At 71.5% G+C, this 17,858-nt stretch carries 18 protein-coding genes; 8 read left to right on the top strand and 10 right to left on the bottom strand.

Annotated elements, in window-relative coordinates; genetic code table 11:
• The 5 genes from ABZW18_RS12720 to pdhA all read right to left on the bottom strand — a co-directional run.
• Positions 1 to 188 (bottom strand): hypothetical protein (locus ABZW18_RS12720; protein ID WP_356186021.1); only part of this gene is annotated, 188 nt, incomplete at its 3' end.
• A gap of 411 nt (positions 189 to 599) precedes the next feature.
• Positions 600 to 1,571, bottom strand: coding sequence for a DUF6457 domain-containing protein (locus ABZW18_RS12715; RefSeq protein WP_356186018.1), 972 nt, complete (start codon positions 1,569 to 1,571; stop codon positions 600 to 602).
• A gap of 43 nt (positions 1,572 to 1,614) precedes the next feature.
• On the bottom strand, positions 1,615 to 3,249 hold the full coding sequence (locus tag ABZW18_RS12710; protein WP_356186060.1) for a dihydrolipoamide acetyltransferase family protein: 1,635 nt from the start codon (positions 3,247 to 3,249) through the stop codon (positions 1,615 to 1,617).
• On the bottom strand, positions 3,249 to 4,244 hold the full coding sequence (locus tag ABZW18_RS12705; protein ID WP_356186058.1) for an alpha-ketoacid dehydrogenase subunit beta: 996 nt from the start codon (positions 4,242 to 4,244) through the stop codon (positions 3,249 to 3,251). The genes ABZW18_RS12710 and ABZW18_RS12705 overlap by 1 nt, the downstream gene beginning before the upstream one ends.
• Positions 4,245 to 4,297: 53 nt before the next feature.
• Positions 4,298 to 5,440, bottom strand: coding sequence for a pyruvate dehydrogenase (acetyl-transferring) E1 component subunit alpha (gene pdhA, locus ABZW18_RS12700; protein ID WP_356186015.1), 1,143 nt, complete (start codon positions 5,438 to 5,440; stop codon positions 4,298 to 4,300).
• Between the two features lie 217 nt (positions 5,441 to 5,657).
• On the opposite strand from pdhA, the gene ABZW18_RS12695 reads away from it, so the two are divergent.
• Positions 5,658 to 6,155, top strand: coding sequence for an Lrp/AsnC family transcriptional regulator (locus ABZW18_RS12695; protein ID WP_356186012.1), 498 nt, complete (start codon positions 5,658 to 5,660; stop codon positions 6,153 to 6,155).
• Between the two features lie 59 nt (positions 6,156 to 6,214).
• Here ABZW18_RS12695 and ABZW18_RS12690 read toward each other — a convergent pair whose 3' ends face one another.
• On the bottom strand, positions 6,215 to 6,808 hold the full coding sequence (locus tag ABZW18_RS12690) for a TetR/AcrR family transcriptional regulator (RefSeq protein ID WP_356186010.1): 594 nt from the start codon (positions 6,806 to 6,808) through the stop codon (positions 6,215 to 6,217).
• Between the two features lie 2 nt (positions 6,809 to 6,810).
• Positions 6,811 to 8,328, bottom strand: coding sequence for a 3-hydroxyacyl-CoA dehydrogenase (locus ABZW18_RS12685; RefSeq protein WP_356186008.1), 1,518 nt, complete (start codon positions 8,326 to 8,328; stop codon positions 6,811 to 6,813).
• 185 nt (positions 8,329 to 8,513) lie between these two features.
• Here ABZW18_RS12685 and paaN point away from each other — a divergent pair, with 185 nt between their 5' ends.
• A complete protein-coding gene (gene paaN, locus ABZW18_RS12680) occupies positions 8,514 to 10,214 on the top strand; it encodes a phenylacetic acid degradation protein PaaN (RefSeq protein ID WP_356186006.1) in 1,701 nt (566 codons plus the stop codon).
• A gap of 22 nt (positions 10,215 to 10,236) precedes the next feature.
• Here the strand turns inward: paaN and ABZW18_RS12675 are convergent, their stop codons facing one another.
• Genes ABZW18_RS12675 through ABZW18_RS12665 form a run of 3 tightly spaced genes read right to left on the bottom strand, consistent with a single transcriptional unit; the run spans position 10,237 to position 12,805 of the window.
• Positions 10,237 to 10,896: a TrmH family RNA methyltransferase gene (locus ABZW18_RS12675; RefSeq protein WP_356186003.1), complete on the bottom strand. Its 660-nt coding sequence runs from the start codon at positions 10,894 to 10,896 to the stop codon at positions 10,237 to 10,239.
• Complete coding sequence (locus tag ABZW18_RS12670) at positions 10,893 to 12,110, bottom strand: HTTM domain-containing protein (protein ID WP_356186000.1); 1,218 nt, start codon at positions 12,108 to 12,110, stop codon at positions 10,893 to 10,895. Before ABZW18_RS12670 ends, ABZW18_RS12675 begins: the two co-directional genes overlap by 4 nt.
• The gene (locus ABZW18_RS12665; RefSeq protein ID WP_356185998.1) at positions 12,107 to 12,805 is read right to left on the bottom strand and encodes a DUF5819 family protein; all 699 of its coding nucleotides are present in this window, start codon (positions 12,803 to 12,805) and stop codon (positions 12,107 to 12,109) included. The genes ABZW18_RS12670 and ABZW18_RS12665 overlap by 4 nt, the downstream gene beginning before the upstream one ends.
• A 222-nt stretch (positions 12,806 to 13,027) precedes the next feature.
• Between ABZW18_RS12665 and paaA the strand changes: the two genes are divergently transcribed.
• The 6 genes from paaA to ABZW18_RS12635 all read left to right on the top strand — a co-directional run bounded on the left by paaA (position 13,028) and on the right by ABZW18_RS12635 (position 17,816).
• Positions 13,028 to 14,002: a 1,2-phenylacetyl-CoA epoxidase subunit PaaA gene (gene paaA / locus ABZW18_RS12660; RefSeq protein ID WP_356185995.1), complete on the top strand. Its 975-nt coding sequence runs from the start codon at positions 13,028 to 13,030 to the stop codon at positions 14,000 to 14,002.
• Positions 13,999 to 14,295, top strand: a complete 297-nt coding sequence (gene paaB / locus ABZW18_RS12655) for a 1,2-phenylacetyl-CoA epoxidase subunit PaaB (protein ID WP_356185993.1) — start codon at positions 13,999 to 14,001, stop codon at positions 14,293 to 14,295. The genes paaA and paaB overlap by 4 nt, the downstream gene beginning before the upstream one ends.
• Positions 14,292 to 14,996, top strand: a complete 705-nt coding sequence (gene paaC, locus ABZW18_RS12650; RefSeq protein ID WP_356185991.1) for a 1,2-phenylacetyl-CoA epoxidase subunit PaaC — start codon at positions 14,292 to 14,294, stop codon at positions 14,994 to 14,996. The genes paaB and paaC overlap by 4 nt, the downstream gene beginning before the upstream one ends.
• Positions 14,990 to 15,481 (top strand): 1,2-phenylacetyl-CoA epoxidase subunit PaaD, encoded by a 492-nt coding sequence (gene paaD, locus ABZW18_RS12645; RefSeq protein WP_356185988.1) that lies wholly within the window; start codon positions 14,990 to 14,992, stop codon positions 15,479 to 15,481. Before paaC ends, paaD begins: the two co-directional genes overlap by 7 nt.
• Positions 15,482 to 16,573: a 1,2-phenylacetyl-CoA epoxidase subunit PaaE gene (gene paaE, locus ABZW18_RS12640; protein WP_356185985.1), complete on the top strand. Its 1,092-nt coding sequence runs from the start codon at positions 15,482 to 15,484 to the stop codon at positions 16,571 to 16,573.
• Between the two features lie 91 nt (positions 16,574 to 16,664).
• The gene (locus ABZW18_RS12635) at positions 16,665 to 17,816 is read left to right on the top strand and encodes an acyl-CoA dehydrogenase family protein (RefSeq protein ID WP_356185982.1); all 1,152 of its coding nucleotides are present in this window, start codon (positions 16,665 to 16,667) and stop codon (positions 17,814 to 17,816) included.
• The last annotated feature ends 42 nt before the right edge of the window (positions 17,817 to 17,858 follow it).

Raw genomic sequence — 17,858 nt, 5'->3', positions numbered from 1 at the left:
GTCAGCACCAGGACCCCGCCCCGGACCGAAAGGCTGGTCAGCACCAGGACCCCGCCCCGGACCGAAAGGCTGGTCAGCACCAGGACCCCGCCCCGGACCGAAAGGCTGGTCAGCACCAGGACCCCGCCCCGGGCCAAAGGGCTGGTCAGCACCAGGACCCCGCCCCGGACCAAAGGGCTGGTCGGCACCAGGACCCCGCCCCGGACCGGAGGGCCGGTCGGCGCCTTGAGCCTCGGCGCCCTCCCGCTCGTCCCAGTCGCCCGGGCCGTCCGAGCCGGCGCCCAGGTGGCCACCGCTTGCACCGGTGACACCATGCCGCTCCCCGGCCCCATGTGACCGGCCGGTTCGCGACCCTTCCGCATCAGCTTCTCCGCCGGAACGGCCGACGGATGTGCCGGGGCGCTGCGGTCCGGGCTCCGCCCGGCTCCGTCGGCTGCTGCTGCCGCCGCCGCTCTCCGCGGGCTGCGACGCGGGGCCGGGCGTGTGTGCCCGGCGCGGTGCGAACCGGCCGTCGTTGGCGATGGCCAGTGCCTCGTCCAGCTCGCGCTCGACATCCCGGTCGGCGATGGGGACGGCCTCGCGGTCCGCGGCGGGGTCCGTCATGCTCCGGTCTTTCCCGGGCCGCCGTCCGGGCCCTCGGCGGACTCCTCGGCCCAGCGCTCGGCGAGTGCAGCGGCCTTGCGGGCGGCGGCCGCCACATCGGCAGAGCTCCCGCCCGCCCGGGCGGCCGCGTATCCCACCAGGAAGGTGGTCAGCGGCGCCGCGGGCCTGGCCACACCATGCGCGGCATCGCGGGCGAGGTCGAGGAGGGCGCCGGTGTCGACGTCCAGCTCGATGCCCAGTTCGTCCTTGGCTGCGGCAATCCATTCGTCCAGCACGTTCCCATGCTCCCTGATACGGGTCCGGGCCGCGGCAACGTCCCCCCAGGTGTCGCAGTCGAACGACGCCTCGTCGTCGGGGCCGGACAAGCGGTGGAGGGTGAGTTCAGCCGTGAGCAGCCGGAGGGGGAGGTGAGCGAGGCTGCCGTGCTCGGCGGCGAGCAGGGCGAGTTCGCGGCGGAGCGGCTCGGTGCGGTACGCGGCGACAAGGGGCTGGTCCCGTCCCTCGCGATCGGTCAGGATCACCCCCTCGATCTTGTTTGTGCGCGAGCGGTCCCCGTCGGCCTCGCCGCCCGCACCGCCGACACCGCCCGCACTCCCGTCGCCGACGGCACCCCCGTCGCCCCCGTCGCCGCTGTTCAGGGCGGCGAGGAGCGCCTTCACCGTTCCTGTCGACAGAAACGGCAGGTCGGCGGAGAGCGCGAGTACTACGGGAGCGGTGACCTGCCGCAGGCCCGCGTCGAGGGCGGCCAGCGGGCCCGATCCCGGCGGCTCCTCACGGGCCCACCCCACAGGCCGTACGGTCGGCCGTCGCCGACCGACGACGACGATCCCGGTCGCATCCGCGCACGCGCCGAGCACCCGGTCCAGGAGCGGCCGCCCGCCCACCCGCAGCCCGGGCTTGTCAGCTCCGCCCAGCCGCTTAGCGGCGCCTCCGGCCAGCACCACGGCGTCGTACGCATGCGCATTCATGCACCGAGTATGGCCGGGGCAGTCCGGGGGACGGGAAGCCCCGTCACACTGTGCTCAGGAGCACCGCCGGTTGCTCGACGCAATCGGCGACGTAGCGCAGGAAACCGCCTGCCGTGCCGCCGTCGCACACCCGGTGATCGAAAGTGAACGACAGCTGCACAACCCTCCGTACGGCCAGCTCGCCCTGGTGCACCCACGGTTTCGGCACAATTCGGCCGACGCCGAGCATCGCCGCCTCGGGGTGGTTGATGATCGGCGTGGAGCCGTCGACCCCGAAGACGCCGTAATTGTTGAGCGTGAACGTGCCGCCGGTCAGGTCGGCGGGCGTCAGGCGACCCGTCCTCGCCGCCTCCGTGAGACGGGCGAACTCCTCCGTCAGCTCCAGCGCGTTCCGGGCATGGGCGTCCCGTACGACGGGCACGACCAGGCCCCGCTCGGTCTGCGCCGCGAATCCGAGGTGCACAGCAGGCAGCCGGACGACCTCGCGGGCCTCGGTGTCCACGGTGGAGTTCAGCTCCGGGTAGCGGGCGAGCGCGGCCGTACAGATACGGGCCAGCAGCGCGAGCAGCGACACCTTGGGCACACCGGAGGACCGGGGGTCCGCGGGCTGCCCACCGGGAAGCCGCTGCATCGCGGCCCGGGCGGCCAGCAGCTCGGTGGCATCGGCATCCACCCAGCAGGTCGCGTCCGGGATCTCCCGCCGGCTGCGCGACAACTTCTCCGCCACGGCCCCGCGCACACCGCGCAGCGGGATGCGCTCCGCGCCGGCCAGTTCGCGGGCCCGCGGGCCGCCGGTGGCGGCGGGGTGAGCCGGCGCGGGACCTGTCGTGGCGTCGGCAGCGTAGGGGGCCTCCTCGCCGTGGCCCGCCCATGCCCCGCGGGCACCGGCCCGAGCGACGCCCTCGACGTCCGCACGCAGAATGAGCCCCTCGGGCCCGGACCCCCGCACTTCCCGCAGATCGATCCCGTGCTCCCGGGCCAGCCGCCGCACGAGCGGCGAAATCACAGCCACGGGCCCGTCACCGGAGCCGGGGACCGGCCGCCCGGACTCTTCTGCGGCCGCCGGTCCACTGCCGCGGCCGGAACCACCGCGCTCTTCTCCTGGTGCGGCGAGCGGACGGGCCGGCTGCGCGGACCGACGCCCGGCCGCCGTCCCCTGAACACCGCTGCTGCCCTGCCCGGTCGGTGCATGGTTCGCGGGCGCGGCCCCGGCAGCGGCACCTTGGTCCGCTCCGGCTGCTCGTGTCCCAGGCCCGGCAGCAGGCGCGGAATGCGAGGTCGACGGGCGGGAGAAGCCGCCCGCAGGGCGGACCCTGCGGCGCCGCGCCGCAGGCGCACCCGTGCCGTAGCCGACCAGGACGTTCCCCGATCCCTCGTCCCCGTCCCCGCCCTCGGCCCGCGCTCCGCCGCCGGAGTCCGGCGCCGTCGAATCCGCTCCGACCGCCACCGTCAACAACGGTGCGCCGACGGGCAGTTCCGTTCCTTCCTCCCCGAAGCGGGCGGTCACCACGCCCCCGTAGGGACACGGCACCTCCACCATCGCCTTCGCGGTCTCGACCTCCACAACCGGCTGGTCGACGGCGACCACATCGCCCACCTGCACCAGCCAGCGGACGATTTCGGCCTCTGTCAGCCCCTCGCCCAGATCCGGCAGCAAGAACTCCCGCACCACGGCCATCAGCGACTCGCCTCCCCCGGGGTCCACTCGGACTCCCACTGGAGCCGGGCCACCGCGTCGAGAACGCGGTCCACTCCCGGCAGATGGTGCCGCTCCAGCATCGGCGGCGGATACGGGATGTCGAATCCGGCGACCCGGAGCACCGGCGCCTCCAGATGGTGGAAGCACCGCTCGGTCACCCGTGCGGCGATCTCCCCTCCGGGACCGCCGAAACCGGTGGACTCGTGGACCACGACCGCCCGCCCGGTCCGCCGGACCGACGCGCACACCGCCTCGTCGTCGAACGGCACCAGGCTCCGCAGATCCAGCACCTCCAGATCCCAGCCCTCGGCCTGCGCCGCCTCCGCCGCTTCCAGACACACCGGCACGGACGGCCCGTAGCTGATGAGGGTGGCGCTGCGCCCCGTACGGCGGACCACGGCCCGCCCGATCGGCGCGACCACCTCGGGTTCGGCCGGCGACCAGTCGGCCTTCGACCAGTACAGGCGCTTCGGTTCGAGGAAGACCACGGGGTCGTCGGAGGCGATCGCGGCCCGCAGCAGCCCGTACGCGTCCGCGACCGTCGCGGGGGTGACGACATGGAGCCCCGGTGTCGCCATGTAGTACGCCTCGGAGGAGTCGCTGTGATGCTCGACGCCGCCGATCCCGCCGCCGTACGGCACCCGCACGGTGATGGGCAGCGGCATCGCGCCGCGCGTGCGGTTGCGCATCCGCGCGACATGGCTGATCAGCTGCTCGAACCCCGGATAGGCGAAGGCGTCGAACTGCATCTCGACGACGGGACGCATCCCGTACATCGCCATCCCGACCGCCGTGCCCAGGATTCCGGCCTCCGCGAGCGGCGTGTCCGTGCAGCGGTCGTCGCCGAACTCCTTCGCGAGGCCGTCCGTGACCCGGAAGACCCCTCCGAGCGTGCCGACGTCCTCGCCGAGGATGTGCACGGACGGGTCCTCGGCCATGGAGTCGCGCAGCGCCCGCCCGAGGGCCTGCGCCATGGTGGCGGGCTTGCGCACGGCGGTCCCCGGCTCTGCGGCGGCTGGTGCGCTGGTCACTGCTCGCCCTCCTCCTCTTCCACGGTCGCGGCCAGTTCGGCGTGCAGCTGCTCGGCCTGCTCGCGCAGTTGGGCGGTCTGCTCGGCGTACACGTGCGCGAACAGGTCCATCGGATCCAGGACCGGGTCCTCGTTCATACGGGTCCGCAGGTCGGCGGCCAGCCGCTCGGCGGAGTCGCGCGCGGTCTGTACCAGCGCGTCGTCCAACAGGTCCTGGGCCCGCATCTCGCGCTCCAACAGGGCTATCGGATCGTGCTCGCGCCACTCCTCGACCTCGGAGTCCGTGCGGTAGCGGGTCGCGTCGTCCGCGTTCGTATGGGCCTCGATCCGGTACGTGACGGCCTCGACAAGGGTCGGTCCGCCGCCGCTGCGGGCGCGCCGCATGGCCTCGCTCAGCACCTCGTGCACCGCGGCCGCGTCATTGCCGTCGACCAGCCGGCCGGGCATGCCGTAGCCGACCGCCTTGTGGGCGATGGAGGGAGCGGCGGTCTGCTTGGCGAGCGGCACGGAGATCGCGAAGCCGTTGTTCTGGACCAGGAAGACGACCGGGGCCTGCCAGACGGCGGCGAAATTCAGCGCCTCGTGGAAGTCACCCTCGCTGGTGCCGCCGTCGCCCACCAGGGCGAGGGCGACGACGTCGTCGCCCTTGAGGCGGGCGGCGTGCGCGAGGCCGACAGCGTGCGGGAGCTGGGTGGCGAGCGGGGTGCACAGCGGTGCGACGCGGTGCTCGTGCGGGTCGTAGCCGGTGTGCCAGTCGCCGCGCAGCAGGGTGAGCGCCTGTACCGGGTCCAGCCCACGGGCGGCGGCCGCGAGGGTGTCGCGGTAGCTGGGAAAGAGCCAGTCCTGCTCCCGCAGGACGAGGGCCGCGGCGACCTGGCAGGCCTCCTGGCCGGTGCTCGAGGGGTAGACGGCCAGCCGGCCCTGCCGGGTGAGGGCGGTCGCCTGCGTGTTGTAGCGGCGGCCGCGCACCAGCTCCGCGTAGAGGCGCTTCAGCAGTGCGGGATCCGCGTTCCGGGCGGCGGGGGTGCCCAGCAGGCGGTAGGGCTCGGCGTCGGGGAGCAGCGGCGCGGGGTCGGTACGGGGCCGCCAGGAGGGCGGCGGGGCGGGGTGGTACGACCCGGGCTGTTCGAGGACCGTCATATCGAGCACCTCCTGGAAGTCGTCCCTGGCCGTCGGCAGGGTGTGCCGGTGGGCCGGGGACGGCAGGGCTTTCCGGCGGACGCGGTGTGGTGCGTCTCACCTACCGATTGTTCGGTCGCGCGCACATTTTGGCTACAGGCGGCCTCAGCCTGTGGACAAACGGTTCTCCACAGCCTGGAATGAAGACAGGACGTCCATAGCGGGGAGGCGCAGGGGGATGGCAGCTGAACGGATGGCCGAAGAGGGCCGCACTCCGCCACCGCGTCCCCTCGACGCCATCGACCGCGCCATCCTGAACATGCTCCGCACGGACGGCCGCGCCTCGATACGTTCCGTCGCCGAACGGGTGCACGTCTCGCGCGCCAACGCCTACGCACGGATCAACCGGCTCATCGAGGACGGTGTGATCCGCGGTTTCAGCGCCCGCATCGACCAGGAACGGGCAGGCCAGGGCGCCTCCGCGTACATCACCCTGAAGATCGTGCAGAACTCCTGGCGCACGGTGCGCGAGCAGCTCCAGGAATTGCCGGGAGCCGCGCACATCGCCCTGGTCAGCGGCGACTTCGATGTCCTGCTGATGGTGCACACCGAGGACAACCGGGCGCTGCGGGAACTCGTCCTGACCCGTATCCAGTCGATCCCGGAGGTGCTGAGCACCCGCACCCTGCTGGTGTTCGAGGAGACGGACCTCTGGCCCGAGGGCCAGGAGGGCTAGGAGGGCTTGGGGCTTGGGGCTTGGGGCTTGGGGCTTGGGCCAGATGGCACCGGATGGCGCTAGGTGGTGCGCAGACCCGCGAACGCCATCCGTACGACCCCGTCCGCGACGTCCTCGTCACGGCCGTGCGAGTGGCCGCCGTGCGGCCGGTACCACTCCACAATTGAGTTGATCATGCCGAAGAGCAGTCGTGTGGCGAGCCGGACGTCCACATCGCCCCGCAGATCCCCGTCGGCCGCGGCCTGCGCCAGCAGCTCGGCCACCTGCTGGTCGAACTCACGGCGGCGGGCCATCGCCCACCGCTCGGTGCCGGTGTTGCCGCGCACCCTGAGCAGCAGCGTGACGTACGGCAGCTCGGCCATCAGCACCTCGGCGGTGCGCCGCGTCACGTACTCGAGCCGGTCGATGGCACGGCCCTCCCCGGCGCCCTGCTCCTCGAGGATCCCGAACAGCCCGTCCAGGGCGCGGGCTATCGCAAGCCGCAGCAGTTCCTCCTTGCCACGGACGTGGTGGTAGATCGACGACTTGGAGATACCGGCGGCCCGGGAGAGGTGCTCCATGGAGGTGCCGTCGTAGCCGCGTTCGTTGAACACCTCGACGGCGACCGCGAGCAGCGATTCGGGCGTGTAGGTGTCGCGCTTGGCCATGGTCATGATTACAGCAGCTCTCGTTCGGCGACCGCACGGCGGAGGACGCGCTGGGAGGGGGCGTACCGGCCGGTGGGGTACGCGTCGTGCAGGCCCCACAGGATGCTGCGCACCCATGCGGCCCCGAGCTCGCTCGCCCACTCCAACGGGCCACGCGGGTAGTTCACGCCGAGCCGCATGGCGGTGTCGATGTCCTCCGGCTCCGCCACCCCGCGGGCCGCCGCGTCGGCGGCGACGTCGGCGAGCATCGCCACGGTCCGGGCGACGATCATGCCGGGGACATCATCGATCACGCTGACCTGTTTGCCGAGCGCCTGGAACAGCCCGACGGCGGCCCGCAGTGACTCGGGGGGCAGGGCGTCGGAGGGCGCCAGTGCGATGCGGGTCGCCGATCGGTAGTCCAGCGCCAGGTCGAATCGGACGTACATGCTGGACAGATCGGTTGTGGCGGCCGAACCGTCGGTCAGCGTGAGCCGTGTCCCGTCCGGCAGCGCGATGAATCCCTCGGACAGGAGGGGCGTACGGTCCCGGTTCACCTTGATGCCCGCTTCGGCCATCAGTTCGGGCAGGACGGCGGCCGGGCCCAGGTCTCCGTGCACCCCGACCCCGGCCGGGGCCTCGCACGGCGCCGCTGTGTGCGGTTCCGGCCGCTGAGCGCCCTCGCCGTAGCCGAACCAGCCCCGGCCCGACTTGCGCCCGTGCAGCCCCGCTTCCACGAGCCGCCGCTGGGCCATCGAGGGCGTGAACTTCGGGTCCTGGAAGAAGGACTCCCATACGGAGCGGGTCACGGCCTCGTTGACGTCCTGGCCGATCAGATCGGTCAGTTCGAACGGACCCATCCGGAAGCCGCCGGACTCGCGCAGCACGGCGTCGATGGTGGCGGGGTCGGAGGCCCGCTCCTCGTACAGCCGGAAGGCTTCGGCATAGAACGGCCGCGCGATGCGGTTGACGATGAACCCGGGGGTGTCGGCGCAGCGGACCGGCGTCTTCCCCCAGGCGGCGGCCGTGTCGTACGCGCGCGTGGCCGCTTCCTCGTCCGTGGCGAAGCCGCTCACCACTTCCACGAGCGGCAGCAGTGGCGCCGGGTTGAAGAAGTGCAGGCCGACGAGGCGACCGGGGTGGATGAGCGCGCCCGCGACAGCGGTGACGGGCAGGGACGAGGTGTTCGTGGCGAACAGGCAGTGCTCGGAGACGACCGTCTCGAGGGCCGTGAACAGCTGCTGCTTGGCGCCGAGCTCCTCGAGGACGGCCTCGATGACGAGGTCCACGTCCGCCACGCCCGCGAGCTCGGTGACCGGGTGGAGCCGGCCGCGGGCCGCATCGCGTTCGGGGGCCGTGAGCCTGCCCTTCTCGACCAGCCGGTCGAGCCGCGCCGTGATCGCGTCGGCGGCCGTCGCCGCCCGGCCGGGTGCCACGTCGTACAGCTTCACCGGGTGCCCGGCGACCAGCGCGACCTGGGCGATCCCCTGGCCCATGGTGCCGGTGCCGACGACGGCGACGGTGCCGGCCGGGTCGATTGCGGTCATGGTGGAGATCCTCCCCGATGGGCCGTGGGCCGGTAAGGGGGAGTGTCCCCGGGGGTGCGGGCAGAGTCCGCAAGGCCCCCTTGTCCCGACCGATCGTTCGGTTACAGTATCTCCCGGGGGGACACCCCGGCCCCCCGGACTCTGGTAGTCGTTCCCAGCCCAGCTCAACGAGGAGTTGGTCAGCCATGGCCCCCGATCTCACCGCTCTCCAGCTGGTCGAGAAGCACCGTCCCACTCTCGACCAGGCGCTGGAGGCGATCCGCACGCGCGCGTACTGGTCGCCGCACCCGGAGCATCCGAAGGCCTACGGGGAGACCGCCGCCGGAGACGGCCAGGCCGCCTTCGAAGCCCTCCGGGGCAAGCGTCTGGGCCTCGACCAGACCGGCACCGACGACTGGGTGGGCGGCGAGGTCTCGCCGTACGGCCCGGAGCTCGGCGTGGAGTATCCGCACCCGGATGTGGATGTGCTGCTTCCGGCGATGCGCGCGGCGATGCCCGGATGGCGGGAGGCCGGTCCCGAGACGCGCGCCATGGTGTGTCTGGAGATCCTCTCCCGGATCAGCGCCCGGACCCATGAGTTCGCGCACGCTGTCATGCACACCAGCGGCCAGGCGTTCATGATGGCCTTCCAGGCGGGCGGGCCGCACGCCCAGGACCGCGGCATGGAGGCGGTCGCGTACGCGTATGTGGAGCAGGTCCGCACCCCGGAGGCGGCCGACTGGTCCAAGCCGCAGGGCAAGCGCGACCCGCTGAACCTCCGCAAGGCATTCACCCCCGTGCCGCGCGGCATCTCCTTGCTGATCGGCTGCAACACCTTCCCCACCTGGAACAGTTACCCGGGTCTGTTCGCCTCCCTGGCCACCGGCAACGCGGTGCTCGTCAAGCCGCACCCCCGGGCCGTACTCCCCCTCGCGCTGACCGTCGCGGTCGCCCGCGAGGTACTCGCCGAGGCGGGCTTCGACCCCGACCTCGTCGCCCTGGCGGCCGAGCGGCCCGGCGAGGGACTGGCCAAGACCCTGGCCGTGCGCCCCGAGATCCGCATCATCGACTACACCGGTTCGACCGCCTTCGGCGACTGGCTCGAGGCCAACGCCCGGCAGGCACAGGTGTTCACGGAGAAGGCCGGCGTCAACACCGTGGTCGTCGACTCGACCGACGACTACCGGGGCATGCTCGGCAACCTGGCCTTCTCACTGTCGCTCTACAGCGGCCAGATGTGCACCACCCCGCAGAACCTCCTGGTCCCGCGCGAGGGCATCGGCACGGACGCCGGGCACAAGTCCTTCGACGAGTTCGTGAGCGACCTGGCGGCTGCGGTGCAGGGCCTGCTGGGCGATGACGCGCGGGCGAACGCGCTGCTGGGGGCGATCGTCAATCCGCAGGTGCGGGAGCGCGTCGAGGCCGCTCCCGGGCTCGGCGAGGTCGCTCTGGCATCCCGAGCGGTGCCGCACCCCGACTTCCCCGACGCCACGGTCCGTACGCCGGTCATCGTCAAGCTGGACGGGGCGCGGAAATACTGGGAGGACGGGGCGGACGCCGAGGCGACCTACATGTCGGAGTGCTTCGGGCCGGTGTCCTTCGCGGTGGCGGTGGACTCGGCGGCGGACGCGGTCGCGCTGCTGCGCCGTACGGTCCGGGAAAAGGGAGCGATGACGGTCGGGGCGTACACGACCTCGCCGGAGGTCGAGCAGCTGGTCGAGGAGGCCTGCCTGGAGGAGTGCGCCCAGCTGTCGCTGAATCTGACGGGCGGGGTGTACGTCAACCAGACAGCCGCCTTCTCGGACTTCCACGGCTCCGGCGGCAACCCGTCGGCGAACGCCGCACTGTGCGACGGAGCGTTCGTGGCGAACCGCTTCCGTACGGTCGAGGTGCGCCGCCCGGCCTGATCCGGCGGTTGCTTGAGCCGGGCTACGGGCTCTCGATGCGGGCGTGGCGGCCGACCCAGGCGTGCATGGCGATGGCGGCCGCCGCGCCCGCGTTGATCGAGCGGGTGGAGCCGAATTGCGCGATCGAGCACACCATGGCGGCGTGCGCCCGCGCCTCCTCGGTCAGCCCGGGCCCCTCCTGTCCGAACAGCAGCACGCAGCGCCGCGGCAGCTCGGTGGTCTCCAGCGGGACGGCACCGGGGAGGTTGTCGATCCCGATGATCGGCAGCTCCTCGGCGGCCGCCCACGCGGTCAGGTCCGCGGTGTCGGGGTGGTGACGCACATGCTGGTAGCGGTCGGTGACCATGGCACCGCGCCGGTTCCAGCGCCGCCGCCCGACGATATGGATCTCCTTCGCCAGGAAGGCGTTGGCGGTGCGCACGACGGAGCCGATGTTGAAGTCATGGCCCCAGTTCTCCACGGCCACATGGAAGTCGTGGCGCCGGATGTCGAGGTCGGCGACGATCGCCTCGCGGGTCCAGTAGCGGTAGCGGTCGACGACATTGCGGCGGTCGCCGTGTTCGAGCAGCTCGGGATCGTAGCGGCCGTCCTGGGGCCACGGCAGGGGATGCGGGCCGACGCCGACCTCGGCCGACCCGTAGCCGTCGTCGTACTGGATGGTCTCGATGCTCTCGCTGCTCACCCGACGAGGGTACGGTCCGGCTGCGCACTGCCGCTTTCCCCGGGTTTCCGGAGCGCACGGGCCGGCCGGCGGAACCGGAGGCGTCCGGCCCAGCCGCCGACCCAGCGGAGAAAGCGGGTCGGCAGGAAGACCGCGTCCGCGGCGATCATGGCGAGTGAGAAGAAGGGCAGCCCGAGGGCGACCGCAATCCCCAGGTGCTCGAGCATCATCAGCGCGAGCAGGACGTTCTTGACCCGGCGGTTGAAGAGCGTGAAGGGGAAGGCGACCTGGACGATCACCGTGCCGTAGGTGATCAGCATGACCAGCACGCCGCTGCTGCCGAGCAGGTCGGAGAGCGCGGGCCAGGGCGAGAAGTAGTCCAGATGCATCGGGTAGTAGAGCGCGGTGCCGTCCTGCCAGCGCGAGCCCTGGACCTTGTACCAGCCGGCGGTCGCGTAGATCAGGCACACCTCGGCCATGATCACCAGCAGGGCGCCGTTGTGCACGATGTTGGCGACGACATCCAGGACGGTGGCCGCCTCCCGCGTGGCGGGGTTCTCCTCACGGGCGTAGCGGCGCACCGCCCACCACACACCGTGGATGGTCCACATGCCCCAGAAGACCAGCGCCCAGCCCCAGCTCAGCCGGTCCAGGAAGGTGGCGGCGGCCAGGGCGGTGCCGAGGACCGACCACAGGACGACGCCGGTGGTGTCCCGGGCACCGGTTCCGCAACCGGCTCGGGACCGTTCACGCCGCCGCGCATCCAGCGACCAGACCTGGCCGCAGCGCGTGAGAACGAGGTAGACCGCCATCAGATGGATGACGTTGTCGCCACCGTCGCCCATGAAGATGCTGCGGTTCTGCACCGAGAGCACCCCGACCATGAAGAGCACGGACATGGTGCGGGTGCGCCAGCCGAGCAGCAGCAGGACGGCGGCGGCGATGGCGCAGACGTAGACGAACTCGAACCAGGCGCCGCTGTCGGACCACATGAGCGTGGTGAAGGCGCCGTTCCCGTCGATCATCCGGCGGGCCATGTCCAGGTTCCACGGGCCGTCGGGACCGTACAGCTCGCGACGGTGCGGCCACTCGCGGAGCAGGAAGAACAGCCACGTGAAGGAGAAGCCGATCCGGACCACGGCGCTCTGGTAGGGGCCCAGAGCGCGGCCGGTGACCCGGGCGAGACCCTGGGCGAGGCCGCGCTCCGTCCCGCGGGAGATGGACGTGGAGGTCACTGGTTCCGCCCTCCCCCGTTCTCCGGCTTTCCGGACCCCGCCGGGAGGTCCGCGCCGGTGACCGTCCACCACGGCAGCACGCGGTAGGCGGTCTTGGTGTCGGTCTTCTCGTCGCTCCACGGGGGAGGCTTGACGGGGCTGGTGGCGGAACGCACCTGCACTCGCTCCACCGCGCCGCCGTCCTCCTCCGGGCCGAGGCGGAGCATCACGATCCGCCGGACGTACTGCTCGGAGAGATGGCCGCGCAGGCCGTTCGGCCGGTTCTCGGCGTCATGGGAGCCGGAGAAGAAGTCCCAGGCCCGGCGGAGCTCGTTCTGCTGGATGTGGCTTGGGAAGAGGTTGTGGCGGATGCCCTCCCCGTCCTGGGCGGAGAGGTCGGTCCAGCCCGTGGTCGCAGTCCCGCCGTCCGACGTACGGATCTCCGCGCGAGCCTGCACGGCGATGTTCTGCTGGAGCGGATTGGGAGCGAAAAGCTTCCAGTTCTGCTCGAACTCCGGATATATGTAGTCGTCGATCACCGTGCCGTGCTGCTTGGTGATCGTGTTGGACGGTGCGAGGTGCAGAAAGACCATCGCCATATGTACTGCGGCGGTGACCCCGACGACCGCGACCGCCACCGCGACGGCTATTCGCGAGGGCAGCGACAGTGCGGCGACACCGCCTGACACCGCCGTCCCGTCCTCGTGACGCTCCATTCCCGCCCTCCCGATTCCCCGGATCTCCGAGGAACGGTACTCAGAGCGCCCACCGGGCACAGCGCTCACGGAGTTATCCACAGCCTTGACACCCTATGACCCTCCACCCCACCATTGAACCGAACGATCGGTCGGTCGGTTGATCGGTGCGGATGAGGTGCGGTGGGGCTCCTCGGGCTTCGTTGGGCTTCGTCGGGCTCCGTCGGGAGAGAGGGGCGCCTGGTGACAACGGTGGTAGCGGTCGAGAGCGCGGGCGCCGAGGCGTACGCGGCGGCGTTCGACTCGGCAGTGGCGGCAGACGAGCGGATCGAGCCGCGCGACTGGATGCCGGACGAGTACCGGGCATCGTTGGTGCGCCAGATCGCCCAGCACGCCCACTCGGAGATCATCGGCATGCAGCCGGAGGCGAACTGGATCACCCGTGCCCCGTCGCTGCGGCGGAAGGCGATCCTGATGGCCAAGGTGCAGGACGAGGCAGGCCACGGGCTGTACCTCTACAGCGCTGCCGAAACCTTGGGCACGGGTCGCGACGAGCTCCTCGACAGACTGCACACCGGCCGCCAGAAATACTCCTCGATCTTCAACTACCCCTCGCTGACCTGGGCCGACGTTGGCGCCATCGGCTGGCTCGTGGACGGCGCGGCGATCACCAACCAAGTCCCGCTCTGCCGTTGCTCGTACGGGCCGTACGCCCGCGCCATGGTGCGGATCTGCAAGGAGGAGTCCTTCCACCAGCGGCAGGGGTACGAGCTGCTGCTCACCCTCAGCCGCGGCACAGAGGCGCAGCACGCGATGGCGCAGGACGCGGTGGACCGCTGGTGGTGGCCGTCGCTGATGATGTTCGGCCCGCCTGACGACGAGTCCGCCCACTCCGCGCAGTCCATGGCCTGGAAGATCAAGCGGCACTCCAACGATGAGCTGCGGCAGCGCTTCGTGGACATCTGCGTCCCTCAGGCCGAGACCCTCGGACTGACACTTCCCGACCCTGAGCTGGTGTGGAACGAGGAGCGGGAGCACTACGACTTCGGGGCCATCGACTGGAACGAGTTCCGCGAGGTGCTCCGCGGCAATGGCCCCTGCAACGAACAGCGGATCAGCCGGCGCCGGCAGGCGCACGAGGAAGGCGCCTGGGTGCGCGAGGCAGCGGCGGCCTTCGCCGCGAAGCACGGCGAGAAGCGTGGAGAGGTGAAGGCATGAGCGGGACCGGCGGCACCGACTGGCCCTTGTGGGAGGTGTTCGTGCGGAGCAGGCGCGGCCTGTCGCACATCCATGCCGGGAGTCTGCACGCGCCGGACGCCGAGATGGCGCTGCGCAATGCCCGTGACCTGTACACCCGGCGGGCCGAGGGAGTGTCGATCTGGGTAGTGCCCTCCGCCGCGGTCACCGCCTCGTCCCCGGACGAGAAGGACCCGTTCTTCGAGTCTGCCGCCGACAAGCCCTACCGCCACCCCACCTTCTACGACATCCCGGAAGGGGTGCAGCACCTGTGACCGCAGCGCTGGCTCTCGGCGATGACGCGCTCGTGCTCTCCCACCGGCTGGGGGAGTGGGCCGGGCGGGCTCCTGTGCTCGAGGAGGACGTCGCACTCGCCAATATCGCGCTCGACCTGCTCGGCCATGCCCGGGTGCTGCTCTCCATGGTGGGTGAGGAGGACGAGCTCGCCTACCTCCGCGAGGAGCGCGCCTTCCGGAATGTGCAGTTGGTCGAGCAGCCGAACGGCGACTTCGCGCAGACCATCGCCCGCCAGCTCTACTTCTCCACCTACCAGGAGCTGCTGTACGGGCAGTTGGCGGCGCTGGACGACAGTGTCTTCGCGCCGCTGGCGGCCAAGGCGGTCAAGGAGGTCGCCTACCACCGGGACCACGCCGAGCACTGGACGCTGCGGCTGGGCGACGGCACGGACGAGAGCCACGCCCGGATGCAGCGTGGGCTCGATGAGCTGTGGCGGTTCACCGGGGAGCTGTTCCAGCCCGTCGACGGAGTGGCGGTGGACTGGGAGGCGCTGGACGACCACTGGCTGGCGTCCGTGACCTCTCTGCTGGAGCGGGCCGCCCTGGCGGTACCCGCCGGGCCCCGGCGCGGGGCTTGGACGGCGGGGGCGGGCCGTCAGGGCCTGCACACCGAGCCCTTCGGCCCGATGCTCGCCGAGATGCAGCATCTGCACCGCAGCCACCCCGGAGCGACATGGTGACCACGATCCTGGAGGACGAACTCCGAAGGCTGGCGGGCTCGGTGCCGGACCCGGAGCTACCCGTGCTCACCCTGGAGGAGCTGGGCGTGCTGCGCGGGCTGGAGGTCCTGGGTCCCGGCCGGGTCCAGGTCGAGCTGACCCCGACCTACACCGGCTGCCCCGCGATCGAGTCGATGGCCGCCGACATCGAACGGGTACTGCACGAGCACGGCGTACCCGAGGTCACCGTGCGTACGGTCCTCTCCCCGCCCTGGACCACGGACGCCATCAGCGCCGAAGGCCGCCGCAAGCTCGAGGAATTCGGCATCGCGCCGCCGCGTCCCGGGGGCCCGAGCGGCCCCGTGGCGGTGGAGCTGTCGGTGCGGTGCCCGCACTGCGGGTCGACCGACACCAAGCTCTTGAGCCGTTTCTCCTCCACCGCGTGCAAGGCACTGCGCCGCTGCGAGTCGTGCCGCGAACCGTTCGACCACTTCAAGGAGTTGTAGATGGCTCGCCAGACTCCGGCCGCCCGCCATGGGGCGTTCCATCCGCTGCGGGTGGCGGAGGTCGACCGGCTGACCGACGATTCGGTTGCCGTGTCCTTCGCCGTGCCGCCCGAGCTGCGCGGGACCTACCGCTACGCGCCGGGGCAGCATCTCGCGCTGCGCCGTCGGAGCGTGGACGGCTCGGAGATCCGCCGTACCTACTCCATCTGCGGGCCCGCTGTGGACCCTGACGGCCCCAGCACGCTGCGGGTGGGGGTGCGGATGGTCGAGGGCGGGGAGTTCTCCACGTTCGCCCTCAAGGAGCTGGCCGTCGGTCACACCGTGGAGGTGATGGCACCCGCCGGGCGGTTCGTGCTCGAACCGAAGCCGGGGCACTTCGTGGCCGTGGTCGGCGGCAGCGGCATCACGCCCGTGCTGTCGATCGCATCGACGCTTCTCGGCCGGGAGCCGGACGCCCACTTCTGCCTGATCCGCAGCGACCGCACCGCGGCCTCGACGATGTTCGTGGAAGAGGTCGCCGATCTCAAGGACCGCTATCCCGACCGGTTCCAGCTGGTGCATGTCCTTTCCCGCGAGGAGCAGCAAGCCGGGCTGCCGTCCGGGCGGCTCGACGAGGCGCGGCTCACCGAGCTGCTTCCCGCTCTGCTGCCGGTGACGGCGGTGGACGGCTGGTTCCTGTGCGGACCGTACGGGCTGGTGCAGGGTGCGGAACGGGCTCTGCATGCCCTGGGTGTGCCGCGCGACCGTGTACACCAGGAGATCTTCCATGTGGACGACGGCGCCTCCGCCCCGTCCCTTCCGGTCCCGGCTCCGGCCCGCAGCGCGGTGACCGCGACGCTCGACGGCCGGTCCGGCAGCTGGCCGGTCAAGGACGGTGAGTCGCTGCTGGACGCGGTGCTGCGCAACCGCGCCGACGCGCCGTATGCCTGCAAGGGCGGAGTGTGCGGGACCTGCAGGGCGTTCCTCGTGTCTGGCGAGGTGCGGATGGACCGGAACTTCGCACTGGAGCAGGAGGAGGTCGGGGCGGGCTATGTGCTGGCGTGCCAGTCCCACCCCGTCACCGAAGAGGTGGAGTTGGACTTCGACCGCTGAAACCCCGGCCTGTCGGCACCATTCCCAATTCCTGCAACCTGTTCTACCTTGACGCCTCGTCAGAACATTGCGGCGCGCGGGAGGACGGGCAGTGGACTTCACCTTCACCGAAGAGCAGCAGGCAGCCGTCGAGGCGGCGAAGGCGGTCTTCTCCGGGGTCGCGCCCGACAGCGTGCCCAGCCCGGCGCTCGCCCCGGGCGCGGTCTCCGAGGACTTCGACCGGCCACTGTGGCACAGGCTCGCGAGGGCGGATCTGCTGAGCCTCGTCCTCGACCCCCGGCACGGCGGGGCGGGCCTCGACCCGGTCGCGCTCTGCCTCGTACTGCGCGAGTCTGCGAAGGTGCTGGCCCGGGTACCGCTGCTGGAGACGGGCGCGGCAGCCCTCACCCTTCGGGCGCATGCCGGAGCCGAACTCTGCGACGACCTGCTTCCGAAGGTCGGACGCGGCGAGCTCGTCCTGACCGTGGCCTCGAACGGCCGCACCGGTCACGACCCGGCCGAACTCGCCGTCGAGGCCCGGCAGGACGGCGACGGCTGGATCCTGGACGGCGTACAGACGGCGGTCCCGTGGGCCCAGACGGCCGACCTCGTAGTGGTCCCCTCCCGCACCGATGGCGGCCACACGGTGCTCGCGCTCGTACCCCGCGGCCACGACGGCGTAGCCCTCGCCGACCAGGTGTCCACCAACGGCGAGCGGTACGCCGAGGTCCGGCTCGACGCCGTACGGCTTCCCGCCCGCGACGTACTGACCGAGGACGGCGCCTGGGAGTGGCTGCGTGCTCTGCTCGCCACCGGGACCTGCGCGCTCGCGCTCGGCCTCGGCCAGGGCGTGCTCGGCATGACCAGTGAATACACCAGCAAGCGCGAGCAGTTCGGCTTCCCGGTGGCCACCTTCCAGGCAGTCGCCGTCCAGGCCGCGGACCGCTACACCGACCTGCGTGCCATGGAGGTCACCCTCTGGCAGGCCGCCTGGCGGCTCGCCGCATCCCAAGGCGGTGACACCGGGGCCGGCGGCCCGCTCCCGCCCGCCGGAGACATGGCCGTGGCAAAGATCTGGGCTTCGGAGGGGGTTCGCAGGGTCGTACAGACCGCGCAGCATCTGCACGGCGGCTTCGGCGCGGACACCAACTATCCGTTGCACCGCTACCACGCGTGGGCCAAGCAGCTGGAGCTGTCACTCGGTCCGGCCGCCGCCCATGAGGAAGCACTGGGCGATCTGCTCGCCGCCCACCCCCTGGGGTGAGCACCCGGTGGGACACGAAGGAGGCCTTCGCCGTTGGGCCGC

Origin of the sequence: Streptomyces sp. NPDC004647 (assembly GCF_040609575.1) — a bacterium.
GTDB lineage: Bacteria > Actinomycetota > Actinomycetes > Streptomycetales > Streptomycetaceae > Streptomyces.
This window is presented reverse-complemented; position numbering and strand designations above follow the sequence as displayed.

Coding starts and splice junctions, on each gene's coding strand:
- ABZW18_RS12710 (WP_356186060.1), bottom strand. CDS start 3,249: ATGGCCGTGGTGCGGGAGTTCTTGCTGCCGGATCTGGGCGAGGGGCTG.
- paaE (WP_356185985.1), top strand. CDS start 15,482: ATGGCTCGCCAGACTCCGGCCGCCCGCCATGGGGCGTTCCATCCGCTG.
- paaB (WP_356185993.1), top strand. CDS start 13,999: ATGAGCGGGACCGGCGGCACCGACTGGCCCTTGTGGGAGGTGTTCGTG.
- ABZW18_RS12665 (WP_356185998.1), bottom strand. CDS start 12,805: ATGGAGCGTCACGAGGACGGGACGGCGGTGTCAGGCGGTGTCGCCGCA.
- ABZW18_RS12695 (WP_356186012.1), top strand. CDS start 5,658: ATGGCAGCTGAACGGATGGCCGAAGAGGGCCGCACTCCGCCACCGCGT.
- ABZW18_RS12685 (WP_356186008.1), bottom strand. CDS start 8,328: ATGACCGCAATCGACCCGGCCGGCACCGTCGCCGTCGTCGGCACCGGC.
- paaD (WP_356185988.1), top strand. CDS start 14,990: ATGGTGACCACGATCCTGGAGGACGAACTCCGAAGGCTGGCGGGCTCG.
- pdhA (WP_356186015.1), bottom strand. CDS start 5,440: ATGACGGTCCTCGAACAGCCCGGGTCGTACCACCCCGCCCCGCCGCCC.
- ABZW18_RS12705 (WP_356186058.1), bottom strand. CDS start 4,244: ATGGCGCAGGCCCTCGGGCGGGCGCTGCGCGACTCCATGGCCGAGGAC.
- ABZW18_RS12690 (WP_356186010.1), bottom strand. CDS start 6,808: ATGACCATGGCCAAGCGCGACACCTACACGCCCGAATCGCTGCTCGCG.
- paaN (WP_356186006.1), top strand. CDS start 8,514: ATGGCCCCCGATCTCACCGCTCTCCAGCTGGTCGAGAAGCACCGTCCC.
- ABZW18_RS12715 (WP_356186018.1), bottom strand. CDS start 1,571: ATGAATGCGCATGCGTACGACGCCGTGGTGCTGGCCGGAGGCGCCGCT.